Origin of the sequence: Hydrogenophaga sp. SL48 (assembly GCF_021729865.1) — a bacterium.
Classification (GTDB): Bacteria; Pseudomonadota; Gammaproteobacteria; order Burkholderiales; family Burkholderiaceae_C; genus Hydrogenophaga.
The window spans coordinates 876,550-897,361 of the sequence record NZ_CP063400.1 but is presented as its reverse complement, the minus strand read 5'-3'; the positions used below and the strand labels follow the sequence as shown (position 1 = coordinate 897,361).

Annotated in this window: 19 protein-coding genes and 1 other RNA gene; 7 read left to right on the top strand and 13 right to left on the bottom strand. The window is 63.4% G+C overall.

Annotated features, from left to right (window positions below):
- The first annotated feature begins 23 nt into the window (after window positions 1-23).
- Complete coding sequence (xth, locus tag IM738_RS04315) at window positions 24-788, top strand: exodeoxyribonuclease III (protein ID WP_236964659.1); 765 nt, start codon at window positions 24-26, stop codon at window positions 786-788.
- A 105-nt stretch (window positions 789-893) separates the two neighbouring features.
- Here the strand turns inward: xth and ntrC are convergent, their stop codons facing one another.
- The 6 genes from ntrC to IM738_RS04285 form a co-directional block, all read right to left on the bottom strand.
- Window positions 894-2,429 carry a nitrogen regulation protein NR(I) gene (gene ntrC, locus IM738_RS04310; protein WP_236964658.1) on the bottom strand — a complete coding sequence of 512 codons (1,536 nt, stop codon included), beginning with the start codon at window positions 2,427-2,429 and terminating at the stop codon, window positions 894-896.
- A 38-nt stretch (window positions 2,430-2,467) separates the two neighbouring features.
- Window positions 2,468-3,553: a nitrogen regulation protein NR(II) gene (glnL, locus tag IM738_RS04305; RefSeq protein ID WP_236966246.1), complete on the bottom strand. Its 1,086-nt coding sequence runs from the start codon at window positions 3,551-3,553 to the stop codon at window positions 2,468-2,470.
- A gap of 55 nt (window positions 3,554-3,608) precedes the next feature.
- Window positions 3,609-4,175, bottom strand: coding sequence for a hypothetical protein (locus tag IM738_RS04300; RefSeq protein WP_236966245.1), 567 nt, complete (start codon window positions 4,173-4,175; stop codon window positions 3,609-3,611).
- A 192-nt stretch (window positions 4,176-4,367) separates the two neighbouring features.
- Window positions 4,368-5,783, bottom strand: a complete 1,416-nt coding sequence (gene glnA, locus IM738_RS04295; protein ID WP_236964657.1) for a type I glutamate--ammonia ligase — start codon at window positions 5,781-5,783, stop codon at window positions 4,368-4,370.
- Between the two features lie 255 nt (window positions 5,784-6,038).
- Window positions 6,039-6,860, bottom strand: a complete 822-nt coding sequence (locus IM738_RS04290; protein ID WP_236964656.1) for a competence/damage-inducible protein A — start codon at window positions 6,858-6,860, stop codon at window positions 6,039-6,041.
- Window positions 6,861-6,872: 12 nt separating this feature from the next.
- Window positions 6,873-7,721 carry an EI24 domain-containing protein gene (locus IM738_RS04285; RefSeq protein ID WP_236964655.1) on the bottom strand — a complete coding sequence of 283 codons (849 nt, stop codon included), beginning with the start codon at window positions 7,719-7,721 and terminating at the stop codon, window positions 6,873-6,875.
- A gap of 58 nt (window positions 7,722-7,779) precedes the next feature.
- Between IM738_RS04285 and IM738_RS04280 the strand changes: the two genes are divergently transcribed.
- Together IM738_RS04280 and IM738_RS04275 are read left to right on the top strand one after the other, a co-directional pair.
- On the top strand, window positions 7,780-8,598 hold the full coding sequence (locus IM738_RS04280) for an alpha/beta fold hydrolase (protein ID WP_236964654.1): 819 nt from the start codon (window positions 7,780-7,782) through the stop codon (window positions 8,596-8,598).
- Window positions 8,599-8,913: 315 nt separating this feature from the next.
- Entirely contained in the window at window positions 8,914-9,645 is a 732-nt protein-coding gene (locus IM738_RS04275) for a hypothetical protein (protein WP_236964653.1), read from the top strand.
- Window positions 9,646-9,661: 16 nt separating this feature from the next.
- Here IM738_RS04275 and IM738_RS04270 read toward each other — a convergent pair whose 3' ends face one another.
- The 7 genes from IM738_RS04270 to ompA form a co-directional block, all read right to left on the bottom strand.
- Complete coding sequence (locus IM738_RS04270) at window positions 9,662-10,405, bottom strand: 16S rRNA pseudouridine(516) synthase (protein ID WP_236966244.1); 744 nt, start codon at window positions 10,403-10,405, stop codon at window positions 9,662-9,664.
- A 93-nt stretch (window positions 10,406-10,498) separates the two neighbouring features.
- Window positions 10,499-10,886: a transfer-messenger RNA gene (ssrA, locus tag IM738_RS04265) on the bottom strand.
- Between the two features lie 13 nt (window positions 10,887-10,899).
- Window positions 10,900-11,565, bottom strand: coding sequence for a phosphoglycolate phosphatase (gene gph, locus IM738_RS04260; RefSeq protein WP_236966461.1), 666 nt, complete (start codon window positions 11,563-11,565; stop codon window positions 10,900-10,902).
- A 5-nt stretch (window positions 11,566-11,570) separates the two neighbouring features.
- A complete protein-coding gene (ubiG, locus tag IM738_RS04255) occupies window positions 11,571-12,275 on the bottom strand; it encodes a bifunctional 2-polyprenyl-6-hydroxyphenol methylase/3-demethylubiquinol 3-O-methyltransferase UbiG (RefSeq protein WP_236964652.1) in 705 nt (234 codons plus the stop codon).
- 21 nt (window positions 12,276-12,296) lie between these two features.
- Window positions 12,297-13,502, bottom strand: a complete 1,206-nt coding sequence (locus IM738_RS04250; protein WP_236964651.1) for a hypothetical protein — start codon at window positions 13,500-13,502, stop codon at window positions 12,297-12,299.
- Complete coding sequence (locus IM738_RS04245) at window positions 13,499-14,032, bottom strand: hypothetical protein (RefSeq protein WP_236964650.1); 534 nt, start codon at window positions 14,030-14,032, stop codon at window positions 13,499-13,501. The genes IM738_RS04250 and IM738_RS04245 overlap by 4 nt, the downstream gene beginning before the upstream one ends.
- Before the next feature lie 81 nt (window positions 14,033-14,113).
- On the bottom strand, window positions 14,114-14,785 hold the full coding sequence (gene ompA, locus IM738_RS04240; RefSeq protein WP_236966460.1) for an outer membrane protein OmpA: 672 nt from the start codon (window positions 14,783-14,785) through the stop codon (window positions 14,114-14,116).
- Between the two features lie 263 nt (window positions 14,786-15,048).
- Between ompA and gyrA the strand changes: the two genes are divergently transcribed.
- From gyrA to IM738_RS04220, 4 genes are read left to right on the top strand one after another with little or no spacing between them, the layout of a single operon-like run.
- Window positions 15,049-17,706, top strand: a complete 2,658-nt coding sequence (gene gyrA / locus IM738_RS04235; protein ID WP_236964649.1) for a DNA gyrase subunit A — start codon at window positions 15,049-15,051, stop codon at window positions 17,704-17,706.
- On the top strand, window positions 17,703-18,809 hold the full coding sequence (gene serC / locus IM738_RS04230) for a 3-phosphoserine/phosphohydroxythreonine transaminase (RefSeq protein ID WP_236964648.1): 1,107 nt from the start codon (window positions 17,703-17,705) through the stop codon (window positions 18,807-18,809). Before gyrA ends, serC begins: the two co-directional genes overlap by 4 nt.
- Window positions 18,806-19,903, top strand: a complete 1,098-nt coding sequence (gene pheA, locus IM738_RS04225; RefSeq protein ID WP_236964647.1) for a prephenate dehydratase — start codon at window positions 18,806-18,808, stop codon at window positions 19,901-19,903. Before serC ends, pheA begins: the two co-directional genes overlap by 4 nt.
- A gap of 1 nt (window position 19,904) precedes the next feature.
- Entirely contained in the window at window positions 19,905-20,804 is a 900-nt protein-coding gene (locus IM738_RS04220; protein WP_236964646.1) for a prephenate dehydrogenase, read from the top strand.
- Window positions 20,805-20,812 lie beyond the last annotated feature (8 nt).

Genomic DNA, 20,812 nt, shown 5'->3' with positions numbered 1-20,812 from the left:
CCTTCACTCCCTGCGACACACCCATGCGCCTTGCGACCTGGAACATCAACTCCCTCACCGTGCGCCTGCCGCAGGTGCTCGACTGGCTGGCATTGAACCCGGTGGACGTGCTCGCGCTGCAGGAGCTCAAGCTGACCGACGACAAGTTTCCCGTGCAGGCCTTCACCGACATCGGCTACCACGCGCAATGGTTCGGCCAGAAAACCTACAACGGCGTGGCGCTGCTGAGCAAGACACCGGCCGAGGACGTGGTCCGGAACATCCCCGGCTTTGACGACCAGCAGGCGCGCGTGCTGTGCGCCACCGTCGCTGGCGTGCGTGTGATCGGCGCCTATTTCCCCAACGGCCAGGCCCCCGACAGCGACAAGTTCGTCTACAAGATGCGCTGGCTGGATGCGCTGCGCGAGTGGGTCCGCACCGAGCTGGTGGCGCACCCGCAGCTGGTGCTCATGGGCGACTACAACATCACCTTCGACGACCTCGACGTGTGGGACCCGGTGGGCCTGCGCGAAACGATCCACTGCACCACCGAAGAGCGCAACCACCTGCAGGCGCTGATCGGTCTGGGGCTGACCGACTCGGTGCGCCTGTTTCCGCAGCCCGAGAAGAACTACAGCTGGTGGGACTACCGCGAGTTCGCGTTCCGCCGCAACCGGGGTCTGCGCATCGACCACATCCTGGTCAGCGAAGCATTGAAATCACGCGCCACCGCCTGCGTGGTGGACAAGCTGCCGCGCAAGAACGAACGCCCCAGCGACCACGCGCCGGTGGTGTTGACGCTGACCTGATCACGACGCCAGAGAGGGGGAGCACAACCCAGAAACACCGCGGAACCGGCTTCGCCGGGCCGCTGGTGTTGCCCCCTGCAGGGGGTGGCGCGAAGCGCCGCGGGGTCACTCGAGATTCAATTCCTGGATCTTGCGCGTGATGGTGTTGCGCCCGATGCCCAGTTTGTGCGCCGCCTCGATGCGGCGCCCCCGGGTGTTGGCCAGCGCCGTGAGGATGAGCCCGGTTTCGAAACGGCGCGTGAGCACGTCCCACACATCGGTGCGACCCGCTTCCAGCAGCGAACGCGCTTCGGCCTGGAGACCACTCTCCCAGGCCGAGGTCAACGGGAGTGGTGCCTCGGCCAGGGGAGCCGCGCCCACCGCCGGCGGGAACACCGCGGTCACCACCGGCGACACCGCGGTGTCGGGCACCGCCGCGACCGTGGGCACCTCCTGCGGGGCCGGGGCCTCCACCAGCGCGTCCGACAGCGCACCGGCGCCCGCGAGCACCTCCGGCGGCAGGTCTTTGAGTTCGATCACCTGGGCGGGGGCCATGACGGTCAGCCAGTGGCACACGTTTTCCAGCTGGCGCACGTTGCCCGGGAAGTCGAACGTCCCCAACAGGCGCAGCGCGCCATCGGAGATGCGCTTGGGCTCCACGCCCAGTTGTTTGGCGCTCTGCTGCAGGAAAAAACGCGTGAGCATGGGCACGTCTTCGCGGCGCTCGCGCAACGCGGGCAGGCGCAGGCGGATCACGTTGAGGCGGTGAAACAAATCCTCCCGGAACACGCCTTCCTTGACGCGCTGTTCCAGGTTCTGGTGGGTGGCCGCGATCACGCGCACATTCGCGCGCACCGCGCTGTGTCCGCCCACGCGGTAGAAGTGGCCGTCGGACAACACGCGCAACAGGCGTGTCTGCAGGTCAAACGGCATGTCGCCAATTTCATCGAGGAACAGCGTACCGCCGTCGGCCTGCTCGAAGCGGCCCCGGCGCATGGTCTGCGCGCCGGTGAAAGCGCCGCGCTCATGACCGAACAGCTCGGACTCCAGCAGGTCCTTCGGAATCGCGGCCGTGTTGATGGCGACGAACGGCCCGCCCGCGCGCGGCGAGTGCTTGTGCAGGGCACGCGCCACCAGCTCCTTGCCCGAGCCGGACTCTCCCGTGATCAGCACCGTGACCTGGCTCTGCGAGAGCCGGCCAATGGCGCGGAACACGTCCTGCATCGCGGGCGCCTGGCCCAGCATCTCGGGCGCGTCGGTGATCGACTCCTGGGAGACCTCTTCACGCTGGCTCTCTTCGACGGCGCGGTGGATCAGTTCGATCGCCTTGGGCAGGTCAAACGGCTTGGGCAGGTACTCAAAGGCGCCGCCCTGGAAGGCCGACACCGCGCTGTCCAGATCGGAGAAGGCCGTCATGATGATCACGGGCAGGCCAGGCAGCTTCTCCTTGACCTTCTCCAGCAGATCGAGGCCGGAGCCACCAGGCATGCGGATGTCACTCACCAGCACCTGCGGGCCTTCGTGCTCGGGCGTCTCGGCCAAGGCCTTGAGCACCTCCTGGGGGTTGATGAAACTGCGTGTGGGCAGGTTTTCTCGCAGCAGCGCCTTCTCCAGCACGAAGCGGATCGATTGGTCGTCATCCACTATCCAGATCGGCTTCATGTGAGCGTCTTCCCTTCCTCAATCGAGGCGTTTTGGTTTCAAGGCAACGGAATCAACAATTTGAAATCCGTCTGGCCGGGCGCGCTCTCACACTCGATCAATCCGTGGTGCTGTTGCACGAAGGTCTGGGCCAGTGTGAGCCCCAGACCTGAGCCGCCATCACGCCCCGACACCAGCGGGAAAAAGATGCGGTCCTTGATCGAGTCGGGCACGCCAGGCCCGTTGTCGATCACATGCAATTCCAGTGCCAGCCGATAGCGCTGCTTGCCGAAGGTGACCTGTCGTCCGACGCGTGTCTTGAAGGTGATCAGCGCGTCGCCCGAGGCAATGCGCTCCGACAGCGCCTGGGCCGCGTTGTGCGCGATGTTGAGCACCGCCTGGATCAGCTGCTCGCGGTCGCCACGGAACTCGGGAATCGAGGTGTCGTAGTCGCGAACCACGCGCAGCCCCTTCGGAAACTCGGCCACGATCAACGAGCGCACACGCTCACACACCTCGTGGATGTTCACGTCACCCACCACGTGCGGGCGGCGGTGCGGCGCGAGCAGGCGATCCACCAGCGACTGCAACCGGTCGGCCTCGTGGATGATGACCTGCGTGTATTCGGTGAGTTGCTTGTTGTCGAGTTCGAGTTCGAGCAACTGCGCTGCGCCCCGAATACCCCCCAGCGGATTCTTGATCTCGTGCGCGAGGTTGCGGATCAGCTCCTTGTTGGCCTGGGCCTGGTCGATGAGCCGCTCTTCACGCTCCTGTCGGGTCTGCTGCTCCAAAGGCAGCAACTCGACAATCACCTCGCCCTGTGTTTCGGTCTGTGCCACGACGACGTGCACCGGCAGGGGTTCGTGGGTCACGCGCTTGAGCCAGGCGTCGTAACGCAGGGCCGCAAACTCATTGCCACGGGCACCGGAGAGCGCGTTCTGCAGCAACTGCGGGTCGGTGAAACAGTCCTGCAGATACGCGCCCGCGATGCTGCGACGGGACATGCCCAAGGCATCTTCCAGAGCGGCGTTCGCATACAGCACGGCCCCATCGGACGCCACCACCGCCACCAGGGTGGCCAGCAGATCAAGGGACTGGAAACGGCTGTGGGCGGGTACAGCGCGGGAAGCGGGGTGGCCCGGCAAGGACGATGCGCGGGCGGGGGACGGAGTGGGGTTGGGGCTGGGGTTTTTCAAGCCGCTATTTTGCGGCAGATTCGGGCGCGGTCTGCGTGCCGGACGCAGCGGCGCCGGGGCTGACGGATGGCACACCACCCATCCGGCTCAGTTCTCTCCGCAGGCCGCTCACATCGCTTTCGGCACGCGTCAACGCGGCCTTGAGTTCGGCCACACGGTCAAGGTAGCGCTGGTGGTTGCGCGACTCGATACCTTCTTTTTCCGGCTGTCCATTGGCATAGGCCTTCTGTGATTGGACCAATCGATCCTCGGCTTTGCGCAGCTCCGCTTCGAGGATCTGGCGCGCGTCGCTGTCGCGCGAGCGCTGCTCGGCGGAATCGTTGCGGGGGGCGCTGCGCGGCGCAGCGGGTGCGGCACTGGTGCGTGGCGCTGTTGCAGCCTGCGGTGAGGTACCTTGCACAATGGTGATGTTGCCTCCCTCCATCACCTTGCATCCGCGGCTTTTGGCCACCACCGCGTTGTTGGTGTACTCGTTGCCGCATCGGTAGATGCGTTCCTGTGCCAGTACTGGCGACAGAAAAGCAGAAGTGATGGCAAGAGTGAGCCAGCGAATCGAGGCAGCGGGTGTCATGTTCAGCAACGCAGAGTCTCCATGCGCCAGTGGGCGCTTGACAGTTCACTTTCCAGTATGACCGAAAACATGCCTCACGGTTCCTGAAACCGAACGACCGGTGGCGAATGGCCGACCAGAAACGCGAAAAGGGACGGCTTTGGACCGTCCCTTTTGGCGATTCTCATCACCCGGTTGAACCGGGTCAGGGCATCACAGGCTGAAGTACATGTCGTACTCGACCGGGGCCACCTCGATGCGCCCACGGGTGACTTCGCCCATCTTCAGCTCGATGTAGGCGTCGAGCATGGAGTCGGTGAACACGCCGCCCTTGGTCAGGAACGCGCGGTCCTTGTCCAAGTGCTCCAGCGCCTGATCGAGGCTGTGGCACACGGTCGGCACCAACTTGTCTTCTTCCGGCGGCAGGTGGTACAGGTCCTTGGTGGCGGCTTCGCCCGGGTGGATCTTGTTTTCCACGCCGTCCAGACCGGCCATCAGCAGCGCGGCAAAACCCAGGTAGGGGTTCATCAGGGGATCGGGGAAGCGGGCTTCCACGCGACGGCCCTTGGGGTTCGGCACGTAAGGGATGCGGATCGAGGCCGAGCGGTTCTTGGCCGAGTAGGCCAGCTTCACCGGGGCTTCGAAGTGTGGCACCAGGCGCTTGTACGAGTTCGTGCCAGGGTTGGTGATGGCGTTCAGGGCACGGGCGTGCTTGATGATGCCGCCGATGTAGTACAGCGCGAACTCGCTCAGGCCGGCATAGCCGTCGCCAGCGAACAGGTTCTTGCCGTCTTTCCAGACCGACTGGTGCACGTGCATGCCGGAACCGTTGTCACCGGCGTAGGGCTTGGGCATGAAGGTCGCGGTCTTGCCGTAGGCATTGGCGACGTTGTGCACCACGTACTTCTGCAGGATGGTCCAGTCGGCGCGCTGCACCAGGGTGCTGAAGCGGGTGCCGATTTCGTTCTGGCCAGCGCCCGCCACTTCGTGGTGGAACACCTCGACCGGAATGCCCAGCGATTCGAGGATCAGGGCCATCTCGGCGCGCATGTCCTGCGTGCTGTCGACCGGGGGCACGGGGAAGTAGCCGCCCTTGACGGTGGGACGGTGGCCGCGGTTGCCGCCTTCGAGTTTGGCACCCTTGTTCCAGGGGGCTTCGTACTCTTCGATTTCGTAGAAGGTGTGGCCCGGAGCGGTGCTCCAGCGCACGCCATCGAACAGGAAGAACTCGGGTTCCGGTCCGAAGAAAGCCGTGTCGCCCAGGCCGGTGGACTTGAGGTAAGCCTCGGCGCGCTTGGCAATGGAACGGGGATCGCGGTCGTAGGCCTTGCCGTCGGCAGGCTCCAGCACGTCGCAAGTCAGGATCAGCGTGGTCTCTTCGTAGAACGGGTCGATGTTGGCCGTGTTCGGATCGGGGATCAGCTGCATGTCGGAGGCTTCGATGCCCTTCCAGCCAGCGATGGAGGAGCCGTCAAAGGCGTGACCCGAAACGAATTTGTCTTCATCGAAATGCGACACGGGCACGGTGGTGTGCTGCTGCGCACCGCGGGTATCGGTGAAACGGAAGTCAACGAACTTGACGTCGTTGTCCTTCACCATTTGCATTACGTCTGCGACGGTCTTTGCCATCAAAAGCTCCTGTAGCGGGTGGGTGGAAGTGAAAAAACCAACATGGGAGTTAAGCAGCTTTTGTGCCATCAGCAGACCGTCTGATCCGTCCGGCACCGCTGACTTGCACACTCGAACGGATTATGGCGCAGCGCCTTGACTGCTCAGGACCTGAACCGACCGGAAACGGTGCCGATGGCATGGAGCGCACGCCTTGGAATCGGCTTCGATGCACCAACAATGCGCAAACACATCGCACCTTGTTGGTGCAACCCTCTAACGCACCATTTCAGGGCCAAAATCGGCACCGAACCCTCGGAGTCCAGAGATCAACGCTTGAAACGCAGGAGCCACCTGTGCAGTTTCCCCCTTGACGCCCAGCTCGATGTGGCGCCCGTGCACCGGATGGTCAACGCTGGGCAGGCTGAACACCTTCACCGGGTATTCGCGCTCAATGCGCTCCATCAACGGCGTGAGCGCGGCTTCCATCGCGCCCATGACCACGACCGATCGCTCCTGCCACCCCCCTTGGCGGTGCCAGTGGGCGTAGGGGCCGTCCAGCAACGACTCGATCATGGGCCAGGCCATCACTGGAAAGCCTGGCACGAAATGCACCTTGCTGCCACCGGCCCCGATGCAACTGAAGCCCGGGATCTGGTTGTAAGGGTTCGGAATGATGCTGGCCCCCAACGGGAACACCCCCATGTTCAGGCGATGCACATTGTCGGAGCGAGCAGGGTCGTGAGCTTCGCCGCGCTCCGCGGCCAGATCGCGCATGCGCTGCTCGATCAGTTCACGCGCCTGCGGATGGAGCGCCAGCTCAACCCCCAGCGCCGCGGCGGCGCACTGGCGTGTGTGATCGTCTGGTGTGGCACCAATACCGCCACAGCAAAACACCACATCGGTCCCGTCAAACGCATCACGAAGGGCGGCCGTGATGCGGGGTCGGTCATCGCCGATGCACCGAGCCCAGGCCAGCGACAGCCCCCTGGCCTGCAGCAGCTCAATCACCTTCGGCAGGTGCTTGTCGGCGCGTTTGCCCGAGAGGATTTCGTCCCCGATGATGATCAATCCGAATTCAGGTGTCGTCGTGTCCATGGCACAAAAAGATCAAAAACCAGGTGGCATGCCTGGGGGAGACGAAGTCCCGTCAGCCTCCACCACCTGAGAGGCGCGAAGGCGCTGCAGGGCGGCCAGGGTGAAGTGGGCGAACCAGAGCGATGCAAAGGCAAAAACCAGCGTGTAGATCCAGATTGCCACCGGCACAAGCAAGGGTGCCAGTGCCACCAGCATCGCGCCCGAGGCCCAGAGCAGGCTGGGCGCCGCGCCGAGGTAACCACTGAGCACGCCCATCAACAACAACGTGCCGCGGTGCTGGCGAAGAATGGTCTTTCGCTCAGCGCTGGAGGCGTGCTGCGCCAGGGCGTCGAACGCAAACACGCGGTAGGTGAGCCAGCCCCAGATCAGCGGCGGCAAGATCAACACCAGGGGCGGGACCAGCCACAAAGGCATTGACATCACCAACGCCAGCAAGGCCACGATCGTAGAACCCAGCGACCAGAAAATGCTGGCCAGCAGCGACCCGCCGTGCTTGCGTTCCAACTGCGCAAAACGGCGTTGACCGACCAGCTCGATCATCGCGGGCGACATGAACAGCGCAACGAGCAGAAGACACAGCAGCACGATGACCGGCGTGGCCAGCACCAGCACCACCAGCGGCGCGAACACGGTACGCAAGGACCCCATGCCCACTCGCTCCAGCCAGCCGAGAAAGCTCTGCATCAGCTCGTAAGCCTCCAGCGTGGCCGCCACCGAAGCCACCGCGGTGTCCCAGAAGAAATAGCCCAGCCCGAATGACAGCGCCACCATCAGGACCAACGGCAGAAACGACAGGCCGATCACGCGCGGATGCATGCAATAAGCCACCGCGCGCCAGAAGGAATCGAACATCAGGGACATCTGACGAGAATACAGGCTTTCACTTCCAACCGACGCCACACGCCGGTCAGAACCCGCCATGGATCGCATAGACATACGCGGCGTCGAACTGGAGTTCGCCCACATTCCCGGACCGAAGGAACGGGCACCGCTGGTGTTCCTGCATGAAGGGCTGGGCAGTGTGTCGATGTGGACCCAGCGCGATCGCGACTGGCCTCGCGAACTGTGCGCAACCACCGGACGTGCAGGCTGGTTGTACTCGCGCCGGGGATATGGCCGTTCGGATCCCGTCGCTGACGTGCGCGGTGAGCCGCGGGGTGGCGCTTTCTGGCATGCAGGACGCCATGAGCCCGACTACATGCATCGGGAGGCTTGGCATGTGTTGCCCGAGTTGCTCCAGCGGCTGGACGTCAATCGACCTGTGCTCATCGGACACTCCGACGGCGCGAGCATTGCCCTGCTGCACGCGAGCCGGTGTCCCGTCGCAGCCTGCGTGGTCATGGCTCCGCATGTCTTTGTCGAGGACATCGCGGTCCAGGCGATTGACGAGGCCCGTCGGTTGTACGAAGCGGGTCCCGCGGAAAAAGGGTTGCGTCAACGCCTGGCGCGTCACCATGCCGACGTGGACAACGCCTTCTACCAATGGAACGATGTCTGGCTCAGCCCGGCGTTTCGCCGTTTCGACATCCGCGCAGACTGCAGCACCATCCAGGCCCCTTTGCTGGCAGTTCAGGGGCTGAACGACGAATACGGCAGCCTGCAACAACTGCGCGAGATCGAAGCGCGGGTTCCAGGCGTCCAGACACTCGAACTGGCCAGTTGCGGGCACAGTCCCCACCGCGACCAGCCCGAGCAACTCACCTCTGCCATCGCCGGATTTCTGAACAACGTTCGCTGAATCCCCCATTTGTGGGATGTTCGAAGCGCTGCGGCTTGGGCACAATTTGCCTTTTGTCACGGCCAAGCGACACATCGCCCACAAGTCCACGGCTGCGCTAGCCCCAAAGCCCCTTCTGCACGGGGCCTGAATACCGTGACCACCCACCTGCCTGATCCACGAAGGACCGGAACCAGCGACCGGCGCCTCAAACGCAGCCTGCAAGCTACCCCGAAACCCCAAGAATCTCACAACAGCGGCGTTTCTTGAATACGACATTCGCACACTTTTCTTGCAGATTCAATACATTAGGTTACATTCCACCCGAGTTTTTCAATGACCCTTTGGAACGAACCATGGCTACTGGCCGTGCTGGTGCCTGCTCTGCTGGCCATCGGCGCGATGCTGTACCGCGCCTGGGAAGACCGGAAGGCACGGGCGCGCCGTCGCATCCCCAAACAGTGGCCACTGGACACGCGAGCTGTGACCAACAGCGAAGAGCTGCTGGTCTGGCACTGGCTGTCCCGGGCGTTCTACGATCATCATGTGATGATCAAGCTGCCCGTGACCCGCTTCACCCTCCCCAGGGAAAAGGACGAGGGCATGGACTGGTACCGGCTGCTCGGCGGGGTGTACTGCACCTTTTCGGTCTGCAAGGCCGATGGAAGGGTGGTCGGTTGCCTGGACGTGCCCGGGCGCTCGGGTATCCCACGCAGCACGCGGCAGCTCAAACACTCCCTGCTCACCCAGTGCGGCCTGCCCTACTGGGTGGTCCGCTCCAACAGCCTGCCCACGGTCTCCGAGATCCGGGGTGAGTTTCTTGGCGAAGTGCCAACGCCAGAAATCCTGCGTGATCGTGAGCAGGAAGAGCGCGCCATGATCGCGGCGCAGACCAACCTGCGCTCGGCGCTGAACCGTCAGCGCAGCAACCGCCACAGCGACTTCAGCCCGTTGTCCACATGGCCGGGCAGCACGACCGGAGACTCCAAAGTGAGCGATCTGGGCTCCCAGTGGCAGGACAACTCGTTCCTCATGCCCCTCGACAGTCGCAAAGGCGATCTGCTCTGAAGAATCCAGGGGAGGGTCAGGCCGACTTGACCGCTTTCTTGGTCAGCGACTGAACCTCCTCAGCCGTCAACCAGCGCCACTGACCGGGCGACAGGCTCTCCGGCAGAGCAATGGTCCCGACCGAGGACCGGTGTAAGCCCTCCACCCGGTTTCCCACGGCAGCCACCATGCGCTTGACCTGGTGGTACTTGCCTTCGGTGAGTGTCAGCTCCAGGTGGAAGGTGTCCACCGTCCGGCAGTCGGCCGCCCTGACGGGCACCGGATCGTCATCCAGCACCACGCCCTGACGCAAGCGCTCCAACTGCCGATCGTCCAGCGCGTGCTTGACCTGCACCTGATATACCTTCGGCACGTGATGGCGGGGTGAAGTCATGCGGTGAATGAACTTGCCATCGTCCGACAACAACAGCAACCCCGTGGTGTCTTGGTCCAGCCGTCCCACGGCCTGCACACCCGCCGCCGCTCCACCACCCCGGTTGCGCAACGGGCCAGGCAACAGCGTGTAGATGCTGGGGTAGGTGCTGGGCTTTTGTGAGCACTCTGTGCCCGCGGGTTTATGCAGCATCAGATAGGCCTGCGCATGGTATTCCCAACGTTCACCCTGAACCCAGAACACGAGTCCGTCGTCGTCCACCTCCTCGGTCGGACCGGTGCAAGGTTGCCGGGACTCACCGAGCTGCACCAGACCCTGCTGAACAAGGCCACAGCATACGCGTCGTGTGCCGAAGCCCTGGGAAAATAGAATATCCTGCAACTGCATCATTCGAATTCGTTTTTGGGCGAACGCTGCCCTGGGCAGTCGCCAGAAAAAAGGCCCCGAAGCGGTGATGCTTCGAGGCCTTTTTTGTTGAAATGGTGGAGCTGGGGGGATTTGAACCCCCGTCCGCAAGCCTTCTTCGAGCAGTTCTACATGTGTAGCCGTCTGATTTGGATCTCACTTCCCTCACCGCGCAGCGGCACGCTGTGAAGGACGCCAGCAACCTTGAATCTCACCGTGCGCCAAGTTACCCGACGCCCGACCAGCCTATTGAATTATCTTTGCAGCCTGGACCCAAGCGGCTTGCGCCGCCTGAACCCTTGCCCAGCCCATAGGCCTGCTGTTGCAAAGCTCACCGGCAATTAAGCGGCGAGTGCGAAACGTTCGTCGTTTGCAGTTAGTTTTTTCTGCGGTTTTACGAGGTGACAGAACCTCGACATGCCCTGCTGCGTGTCCGAACCCACGTCGAAACCAGTGCAGCCCCTGAGCCCTCAAGTTTAAGGCAGTTCGAGCAATTGCAAGAGGTCGGCCGGAGAAGATATTGACGCATCTGCGCTCCAACTGCTCACATCGGCCCCTTGCCCCAGATATCCGTACATCGCGGCAACAGTTTTCATGCCGGCTGCCTGACCGGCCTGGATGTCGCGCAGGTCATCACCCACGTAGAGGCACGCGTCCGGCGGCAGCGCCAGTCGCCGGGCGGCTTCCAACAACGGCGCGGGATGGGGCTTGGCGTGCGGCGTCGTGTCGCCGCTGATCACCGTGGCCGCAGTGTCAAACAGACCCATTGCGCAGGTCAAGGGGCCGGTGAACCGCTCCCCTTTGTTGGTGACCACACCCCAGGGCAAGCCGGCATGACCCAGCGACGCCAGCATGCCGCTGACGCCATCAAAGGCCTGGGTGCTTGCGGTAAGGCACGCTTGGTATTCGGAAAAGAACTCCTGCTTGAGCAGCTCAAAGTCTTTGTGCTCGGGATCGATGTCAAAAGCCACCCGCAACATACCCCGAGCACCCGAACCCGCCAGTGCCCGGTAACGATCGAGCGGAATGGCCTCGCGCCCCCGGCGCACCAGCATCGCATTGGCGGCCGACCCCAGGTCGGGCGCGCTGTCGATCAGGGTGCCATCCAGGTCGAACAGCACAGCCTGGATGCCACGGAACACCACGGTCATGATCGGCGCGTGGCGATCATGTAGTTGACGCTGGTGTCGTCGCTCAGCCAATAGCGCTGGGACAGCGGGTTGTATTCCAGGCCGCGTGTGTGCTCCAGTGTCAGGTCGGCCGCACGGCAGTAGCGCGCCAACTCGCTTGGCCGGATCATCTTGGCATATTCGTGGGTGCCCTTGGGCAGCATCTGCAGCAGGTACTCTGCCCCGACGATGGCGAACAGGAAAGACTTGGGATTGCGGTTGATGGTCGAGAAGAACACCCATCCACCGGGCTTCACCAGCGCGGCGCAGGCGCGCACCACGGAGGCAGGGTCCGGCACATGCTCCAGCATCTCCATGCAGGTGACCACATCAAACGACGCCGGCTGCTCCAGCGCCATCGCCTCGGCGCTGATTTCGCGGTAGCTGACCTGGGTGGTGCCGGCTTCCAGCGCGTGCAACTGCGCCACTTTGAGTGCCTTGCTGGAGAGATCGATACCAGTCACATCGGCGCCTTTGCGCGCCATCGAGTCCGACAGGATGCCGCCGCCACAACCCACATCGAGAACCCGTAGACCCGCGAGCGGAACCAAGCCATCGATCCAAGCCAGCCTCAGCGGATTGATCTGGTGCAAGGGACGGAATTCGCTCTCGGGGTCCCACCAGCGGTGAGCGAGATCGGAAAATTTGGCCAGTTCGGCCGGATCGGCATTGACGGGGTTCATGCCCCGGATTTTCCCACGGCTTCAGGGCTTGAGCCGGTGTTGCGTCGCAAAGCGCTGGCGCTCTTGCAGGACATCGCGTCGCGTGATGCAGGCCTTGTCGGGCGCAAGCCCCAATCGCTGGAGTTGCTGGCGGTAATCTTTGTTTTGGTAGGGGTCGGCCACCACGTAGCCCGCGCGATCGAGACACGTCCCGCGGGAGGTGCACTCCTTCCAGTTGGCTCCAAACACAATGCGCCCATCTCGGGTCAGACCTGGAAACGCACTGGCCAGCACCTGGGTTTGCGTGTCTTCAACACGAAACACCTGGTCGTGCAGCGCGGGATGCCGGTCCACGAAGTACACGCTGGCGTTGTCGGTGTAAGCCAACATCGCCGACCCGGAACCCGCAAAACCAAACACCGCCTTGCCTGGCGCAGCCTGCAGGTCCACGCGAAGATCGCAGGGGTGCGCTGCGGCAAGTGCATCGTTTGCGAGTCCGTAGACCCGCATGCTGGGTTGTCCCACGCGCGGATTGATGGGAATCGCCGAAAACTCCAGCCCGTCCACCGAAATCATGGGCAAGGTATAAACCCCACCATCGGAGCTGCCCCGCGCCCCGCAGATGAACTGCGGACCACTGTCCGACACGACATCCACACGATCGCCCTGATCGCGCACGCCCAGCGTGCGCACCTGCAGCGGCCCGGTGCCCTGCCCCGACCGCCCGCCCTGCGGCCAACTCATGGAGCGAATCCAGACCAGAGATTTGTCATCGGACCTGACCCCGGTCAACTCTGCAGCGGCGGCATAAAAACCGCGCATGCCGCCTTGAAACTGTGGCTCGGCCCGCTCCTGCTGCCGCAGCACATCGGCCAACCGGAAATGGCGCCCGTCGACATCGACCACGTAGCGCCAGGTGCCCTGTACCGGAAACGCCTCGTTGCTGAGCGGTGTTCTGAAAACAGCAAGCCGACCGCCCGTGTCAGCTGGCAGCTCGATCAGAGACACCTCGCCCAGCCTCGCGCCGGAAAACGAACGCAGGACAAAACGCCCATCCGGGCTGATGCGTTCGTAGGCGCCCAATGCAGGGGCGCCGTTGCTGTCCACCCCAACTTTCTCGGGATCCAGAGCCAAATAGCTCACTGCGTCGATGCAGGCGCTATCGGCCTCGCTGGCGTTGACTGGCACCGCCAAGGCCATGAGCAACGCCAAAAGATGAACGAAGACTGCGTCAACCGATCGCATCATGGGGATTTCAGGTGGTTGCGGATGCTCGCCTCCCTCAGGGCCTCCAGGCGCACCGCCAGCGAAGCAGTCCACGCCTCATCGGGCAACACACCCCAGATCGGCCACCCGTGAACCTGGTCACCCTGGACAACGACGCTGAAGGGAAAATGATTGAGGCTTTGCCACCACGCGGAACAGGCTGCCGGCGCATCACCGATCAAGGCACTTTGCATGGGTGTCCAGCGCGCCGCCTGGACAGCTTGAGCCCACTCATGAGGCGGCACCCCTGGGGCTTTCCAGGTCACCACATCAAAGCCCGCCGCCAGAGCAGCCAACCGCATGCGAGGCCATTCGGACAGGCTGTAGATCATGCGCGGAGAAATCAGCATCACGACCACCGGTGAGGAAGACAGTGTGGACCAGGCCGCATGGCAGTCGACGCCGATGCCACGGACCACGGGCAAGAGATGACTGGAGGGCAGTGTCTCCGAATGAGCTGTTCGCCACGTCCACACGGCACAAACGATACACACCGCCACAAAAACACCCATTCGACACACCAACAGGCCAGGAAAAAGGCCCCAGGCACTTGCGCGCCTGGGGCCTTGCGTTGGAAACGCGGCCAGCAAAGCTTACTTGTTGGTGCGAGTGCCCACGACTTCCACTTCGACGCGGCGGTTCTTTGCGCGGCCTTCGGAGGTGGCGTTGTCGGCCACAGGCTGGGTCAGACCCTTGCCTTCGGTGTACACGCGGTTGCTTTCGATGCCCTTGCTCACCAGATACGCCTTCACCGCTTCGGCGCGGCGAACGGACAGCGCCTGGTTGTACGTAGCGGTGCCCTTGGAGTCGGTGTGGCCGACAGCGATCACCACTTCCAGGTTGATGCCGCTGACCTTGCTGGCCAGATCGTCCAGCTTGGCCTTGCCTTCAGGCTTGACCACGGACTTGTCGAAGTCAAAGAACGCATCGGCAGCATAGGTCACCTTGGTGGCGGCCGGAGCGGCTGGCGCTGCAGCAGGCGCCGGAGCCGGTGCGGGCGCAGGAGCCGGTGCCGCAGCGGGGGCTGGTGCGGGGGCAGGAGCCGGTGCGGGCACGATGGCTCCGTCACAGCCTTTTGCAGCGGTGGCTGGGGTCCAGAAGGCATCGCGCCAGCAGAGGGATCCGTCGCCGTTTTTCCACTGGAGGTTGCCATGGCCACTGCGCCAGTTGTCGTTCGTTGCGGTACCGCTGGAAGGCGCAGCAAAGGCGGCCGATGCCATGGCGGCGGTTGCAAACAGCATTGCCACTGTGTTCAGTTTTTTCATGGTTTTCCTCTTGGAGTAAGCCGCGGACGGGCTGGATGTCAACAATCACGCTTGAAGTGACCACCACTTGAAACGCTGAAATTATTGTGCCACAAGCGTGCGAAACAAGAATCAGGGCGGCAGGGCACGGCGGTCTCCCTTGTTCAGACGAGCAGCGCGATCGTTGTCGCGACACAACAGGCACCGCCGCAAGTCACCTGCCGGCCTGTCATTTAAAATGAGAGGTTGCCCACAGGCTGTTCACGGATCTCTCTTCACTGCTCATGACACAGTTCGCCAAAGAAACCCTGCCCATCAGCCTTGAAGAGGAAATGCGCCGAAGCTACCTCGACTACGCCATGAGCGTGATCGTGGGGCGCGCCTTGCCCGATGCGCGTGACGGCCTGAAGCCGGTGCACCGCCGCGTGCTTTTTGCAATGCACGAGCTCAACAACGACTGGAACCGCCCGTACAAAAAATCGGCCCGCATCGTCGGTGATGTGATCGGCAAGTACCACCCTCACGGCGACTCGGCGGTGTACGACACCATCGTTCGCATGGCGCAAGACTTTTCGCTGCGCCACATGCTGGTGGACGGCCAAGGCAACTTCGGCAGCGTGGACGGCGACAACGCCGCCGCCATGCGATACACCGAAATCCGCATGTCGAAAATCGCCCACGAAATGCTGGCCGATATCGACAAAGACACCGTCAACTACGGTCCCAACTATGACGGCTCGGAAAAAGAGCCACTGGTGTTGCCGGCGCGCTTCCCCAACTTGCTGGTGAACGGCTCGGGCGGCATCGCGGTGGGCATGGCAACCAACATCCCGCCGCACAACCTCAACGAGTCGGTGGAGGCCTGCCTGCACTTGCTCAAGAACCCGGGGGCCTCCATCGACGAACTGATGGAGATCATTCCAGCGCCCGACTTCCCCACCGGCGGCATCATCTACGGCATCAATGGCGTGAAAGACGGCTACCGCACGGGCCGAGGCCGAGTGGTGATGCGCGCCAAATGCCATTTCGAGGACATCGACAAGGGCCAGCGCCAGTCCATCATCGTGGACGAGCTGCCCTACCAGGTGAACAAGAAAACCCTCCAGGAGCGCATTGCCGAACTGGTCCACGAAAAGAAGATCGAAGGCATCAGCCACATCCAGGACGAGTCGGACAAATCCGGCATGCGCCTGGTGATCGAACTCAAGCGCGGAGAAGTGCCCGAGGTGGTGCTGAACAACCTGTACAAGCAGACGCAGCTGCAGGACACCTTCGGCATCAACATGGTGGCCCTGATCGACGGTCAGCCCAAGCTGTGCAATCTGAAGGATCTGATCCAGGTGTTCCTGGAGCATCGCCGCGAGGTGGTGACCCGCCGCACGGTGTTCGAGCTGCGCAAGGCGCGCGAACGCGGCCACGTGCTCGAGGGCTTGGCCGTGGCGCTGGCGAACATCGACGAATTCATCCGCATCATCCGCGAGTCGCCCACCCCGCCCGTCGCCAAGGCAGAGCTGATGACGCGCAGCTGGGACAGCAAGCTGGTGCGCGAAATGCTGACCCGAAGCCGACTCGATGGCGGCGTGGTCAACGCCGACGACTACCGTCCCGACGGTCTGGAGCGTGAGTTCGGCATGCAGGGCGATGGTCTCTACCGCCTGAGCGAAACGCAGGCCCAGGAAATCCTGCAGATGCGTCTGCAGCGCCTGACCGGGCTGGAGCAGGACAAGATCGTTGCCGAGTACAAGGACGTGATGGCCGAGATCGACGATCTGCTGGACATCCTGTCTCGCCCCGAGCGCGTCTCCACCATCATCGGTGAAGAACTGACCGCCGTGAAACAGGAGTTTGGCCAGACCAAGCTGGGCACCCGCCGAAGCGAGATCGAACACAGCGCGCAAGACCTGTCCACCGAAGACCTGATCACGCCCACCGACATGGTGGTCACGCTCAGTCACAGCGGCTACATCAAGAGTCAGCCGCTATCCGAGTACCGGGCGCAAAAGCGTGGCGGACGCGGCAAACAAGCCACCGCCACCAAGGAAGACGACTGGATTGATCAGCTCTTCATCGCCAACACGCACGACTACATTCTGTGTTTCTCCAACCGTGGCCGGCTTTACTGGCTCAAGGTCTGGGAAGTGCCGGCGGGCTCGCGTGGCTCGCGTGGTCGCCCCATCGTCAACATGTTCCCGCTGCAGGAAGGCGAGAAGATCAACGTGGTGCTGGCGCTGACCGGCGACGCGCGCAGCTTCCCCGACAACCGCTTTGTGTTCATGGCCACGTCCATGGGCACCGTGAAGAAGACCTCGCTCGACGAGTTCAACAACCCGCGCAAGGGCGGCATCATCGCGGTCAACCTCGATGAAGGCGACTTCCTGATCGGGGCAGCCCTGACCGACGGCCAGCACGATGTCATGCTGTTCAGCGATGGTGGCAAGGCCGTGCGTTTCGACGAAAACGACGTGCGTCCACTCGGCCGCAATGCCCGTGGTGTGCGCGGCATGACGATCGAAGACGGCCAGAGCGTGATCGCCATGCTGGTCGCCGAAGACGAGCAGCAAAGTGTGCTCACCGCGACCATCAATGGCTACGGCAAGCGCACACCCATCGGTGAATACACCCGCCACGGCCGAGGCACCAAGGGCATGATCGCGATCCAGCAGAGCGAGCGCAATGGCAAGGTCGTGGCGGCCACGCTGGTGCACACCGACGATGAGATCATGCTGATCACCGACAAGGGCGTGCTGGTGCGCACCCGGGTGAGCGAGATCCGCGAAATGGGCCGCGCCACGCAGGGTGTGACCCTGATCGCGCTGGACGAGGGCGCCGAGCTCTCCGGCCTGCAGCGCATCGTGGAGAACGACGCCAACATGGCCGATGCGGGTGATGCACCGGATGCGACCAACGCCGGAGACGACACCGAGACGGGCTCCGAAGCATGACGCGCCCCTACAACTTTTCGGCCGGCCCGGCCGCCATGCCCGAAGCCGTGCTGCAACAGGCAGCTGCCGAGATGCTGGACTGGCAGGGCAGCGGCATGGGTGTGATGGAGATGAGCCACCGGGGCAAGGAGTTCATGTCCATCGCCGCAGCGGCGGAAGCCGATTTGCGCGAATTGTTGTCGGTGCCGGCCCATTTCCGCATCCTGTTCATGCAGGGCGGAGGTCTTGCCGAAAATGCCATCGTGCCGATGAACCTGTCGCGCGGTGGCGTGGTGGACTTTGTGGTCACGGGCAGCTGGAGCCAGAAGTCGGCCAAGGAAGCGCGCAAGTACGCTTCGGCCAACGTGGTGGGCAGCAACGAGGCCGACCACCACACCACCCTGCCCTCACCAGCCAGCTGGCAGCTGAGCAGCGACGCGCAATACCTGCACCTCTGCAGCAACGAAACCATTCACGGCGTGGAGTTCCACGAGCTGCCCGACCTGAAGGCCTTGGGCAGCGACGCTCCGCTGGTGATCGACTTCTCTTCTCACGTTGCCTCGCGCACGGTGGACTGGTCTCGCGTGGGGCTGGCCTTTGGTGGTGCCCAGAAAAACCTCGGGCCCGCCGGCGTGACACTGGTGGTGGTCCGCGAAGACCTGCTGGGTCACGCGCTGTCCATCTGCCCGAGCGCGTTCGACTACAAGACCGTGGCCGACAACGCGTCGATGTACAACACGCCGCCCACCTACAGCATCTACATGGCGGGACTGACGTTCCAGTGGCTCAAAGCCCAGACCGAGGGCGAGCTCACCGGCATCGCCGCAATGGAGGCGAAGAACATGGCCAAGGCCCGCCTGCTGTACGACTTCATCGACGGCTCAGGGTTCTACCTGAACCACGTGGCCAAGGACTGCCGCTCGCGCATGAACGTCCCCTTCTTCCTGCGCGACGAATCGCGCAACGACGCCTTCCTGGCCGGGGCCAAAGCGGCCGGGCTGCTTCAGCTCAAGGGCCACAAGTCGGTGGGGGGCATGCGCGCCAGCATCTACAACGCCATGCCGCTGGAAGGTGTGCAGGCACTGGTGACGTACATGCGGGACTTTGAACAGACACAAGCATGACCCAACCCTCCCAATCCGAAGCGCTGGGCACCTTGCGGGTCCAGATCGACTCGCTGGACCAGCAGCTGCTCTCGTTGCTCAACCAGCGCGCCAAGGTGGCCGAACAGGTCGGCGAGATCAAACGCGCCGAGGGCTCGCCGTTCTTCCGCCCCGACCGCGTGGCACAGGTCATCGAAAAGATCCAGAAGGCCAACCAGGGTCCGCTGCAGAACGCGCATGTGGCATCCATATGGCGCGAGATCATGTCGGCCTGCCTGGCACTGGAAGCGCCCCAACGCGTCGCCGTGCTCGGACCGCAAGGCACGTTCTGCGAGCAGGCCGCCATCGAATTTTTCGGCAGCGCAGCCAACCTGATCTACTGCGCCAATTTTGACGAGGTGTTTCACGCCACAGCAGCGGGCACCGCGCAGTACGGCGTGGTGGGCATGGAAAACTCCACCGAAGGCGTGGTGGCCCGATCGCTCGACCTGTTCCTGCGCTCACCGGTCCACGTGGTTGGTGAAGTGAGTCTGCTGGTGCGCCACAACCTGCTGCGCCAGGTGAACCACTTGGACGGCATCGAGGTCGTCATGGCGCATCCGCAGGCGCTCGCCCAGTGCCAAGGCTGGCTGAGCCAGCACTTGCCCAATGCAGAACGCAGGGCGGTGTCCAGCAACGCCGAGGGCGCCCGCCTGGCCGCGACCCACCCAGCCTGGGCCGGTCTGGCCAGCGAACGCGCTGCCGCGCAGTTCGGCCTGCACATCGTGGCGCATGCGATCCAGGATGAAGCCTACAACCGCACACGCTTCGCCGTGATCAGCCTGCCGCAGACCCTGGCCATGCCACCGGCTTCGGGCAAGGACTGCACCAGCCTTGTGGTCTCGGTACCCAACCGTCCAGGTGCCGTGCACGACCTGCTGGTGCCACTGAAGAACAACGGCGTGTCGATGACGCGCTTCGAATCTCGCCCGGCCAAGTCGGGGCAGTGGGAGTACTACTTCTACATCGACATCGCCGGCCATCCGTCCCAGCCCCATGTGGCGGCGGCGCTCAAGGAACTCCAGGGCCTTTGCGCCTTCTACAAGGTGCTGGGTGCCTACCCGGTCAGTGAATGACATGGCCACTCCTGCCCCTCTGAAATTCGAACAACTCGGCCTCATCGGGTGCGGCCTGATGGGTGGCTCTTTCGCGCTGGCGCTGAAGAAAGCGGGCCTGGTCAAGCGCGTCGTCGGCTACAGCAAATCGCCTTCCACCACCGAGCGCGCCCGGCAGATGGGGGTGATCGACATTGAAGCCCCGTCGGCGTTGCTGGCCGTGTCGGGCGCCGATCTGGTCCTCGTCGCGGTGCCCGTGGCGGCCACCGAAGCGACCTTCAAGGCCATCCGGCATCTGTTGAGCAACGACACCCTCATCATGGACGTGGGCTCGACCAAACGCGATGTGATCGACGCCGCGCGCCGTGTGCTCAAGGATCAGGTCGGCATCTTCGTGCCCGCTCACCCCATCACGGGCAAGGAACTGGCGGGCGTGGAACACGCCGATGCCGACCTGTACGCGGGCCGGCAGGTCATCCTCACGCCCATCGAACGCACACTCACTACCCAGCTGGACAAGGCCACCCGGTTGTGGACTGCGCTGGGCTGCCAGGTGGAACAGATGTCGCCAGAGGCACACGACGCGGCCTACGCGGCCGTGAGCCACCTGCCACACATGATTGCATTCGCGTTGATGAACGGCATCACGGGGCAGGCCCAGGCGAAGGCATTTCTGTCGCTGGCCGGCCCCGGTTTCCGGGACTTCACGCGCATCGCCGCGAGCGACCCGAGCGTCTGGCGTGACATCCTCGCCTCCAACCGCGAGGAACTGATTGCGCAGTCCCGGCATTTCCAGCGTGCCCTGCACGCCTTCGAAACGGCGATCTCCGCCGGCAATGCCGATGCCCTGGAATCGCTGATCGAAAAGGCCAGCCACGCCCGATCCCACTGGCGCATGAGCACCCACAAGCCGCAAAGCTGAGCATCGAC